This window comes from Pedobacter sp. 01T416_2 (genome assembly GCF_056398925.1).
Genome location: NZ_JBFTQI010001221.1, coordinates 1 through 1,036, shown reverse-complemented (window position 1 = coordinate 1,036; position 1,036 = coordinate 1). Strand labels below are relative to the sequence as shown.

Here is a 1,036-nt window from a genome sequence, read left to right as displayed (position 1 = left end):
CCTTTTTCCTGCTACAGTCCTATCGTTTTAATTAGTATTAGGATAGGACATATTTCGAGGGCGCAAAAGTACAAAAATAAATGCATTCTAGAAAACTTATTATTAGAAAGTATCGTTATACCTGCCCGCAATAGCTGAAAAGCAAAAATAATGCCTAACAGTAAGAATGCCAACACGATATACACCCCGCCGTATTTAAGTGGCGATAAGGCGAAAGCAACTACTAAAGGAATAAATAGTAGGGATGCATTGAAGTAGCTGAGGTACAAAATTGAGATGTATTCGCCCACCGGTTTCTGTACATTAAACAGATACCCCAAAAAGCGTAAAAGAACCAGTTTGAGGGCATAAAAAACAATTATAGTAATCGATATACTAAAAAAGAACTTAAACCCATCTTTTGCCTGATACATATCATTCCACTGCGCTACCAGAAAAAAGAACATTCCAAAAACGAAACCAAACTGCACAAAAAGCAACAAAAATGGCCACGAACTAAACAGGTTATCTTCCTTGTTAATATTATTCAAAATCCTGTTGCTGAAAAACGATTGAACGATTGCCGATAATTGTTTCGAAAAAGCATTTTTTAGAATGGCAAAGATGATAAGCATGCCAAAAATAAATCCAAGCAAACCAACGTTGCCTTTTGGGATTTTTGTGCCCAATTGATAGGGATTTGCCTTTTTCTTTAAGTGCTGGTATTTCTTTTGCCAGGCCAGTAGATCGAGTTTAGGAAAAAGATATTCCTTTTCGATGGTATCAAGCAGAGCCCCCTTGTTAACTAAACTATCAGGAAGCACCCAGGTATGGTGAACAAGCGAATCGGTCGAAAATTTCTGTCTGGCGAGTGTTGCCGAATCGGGCCGGTATCTTCGATATTGATATTGATTTACAGCTACGCTATCTGTTTGAACAGGAATTTCTTGTGCTGCTACAAGATTAGCAGACCACACAAACGCGAACAAAAAGAAAATAAATTTCGGCATGCTGTAAATCAAAACTTAAGGATGCAAAAGTAGTCGAATAATCATGG

At 37.5% G+C, this 1,036-nt stretch carries 1 protein-coding gene; it reads right to left on the bottom strand.

Going from position 1 to position 1,036, the window contains the following annotated elements:
- Positions 1-11: 11 nt before the first annotated feature.
- Positions 12-989 carry a DUF4271 domain-containing protein gene (locus tag AC1DPQ_RS28690; RefSeq protein ID WP_477582971.1) on the bottom strand — a complete coding sequence of 326 codons (978 nt, stop codon included), beginning with the start codon at positions 987-989 and terminating at the stop codon, positions 12-14.
- Positions 990-1,036: the final 47 nt, after the last annotated feature.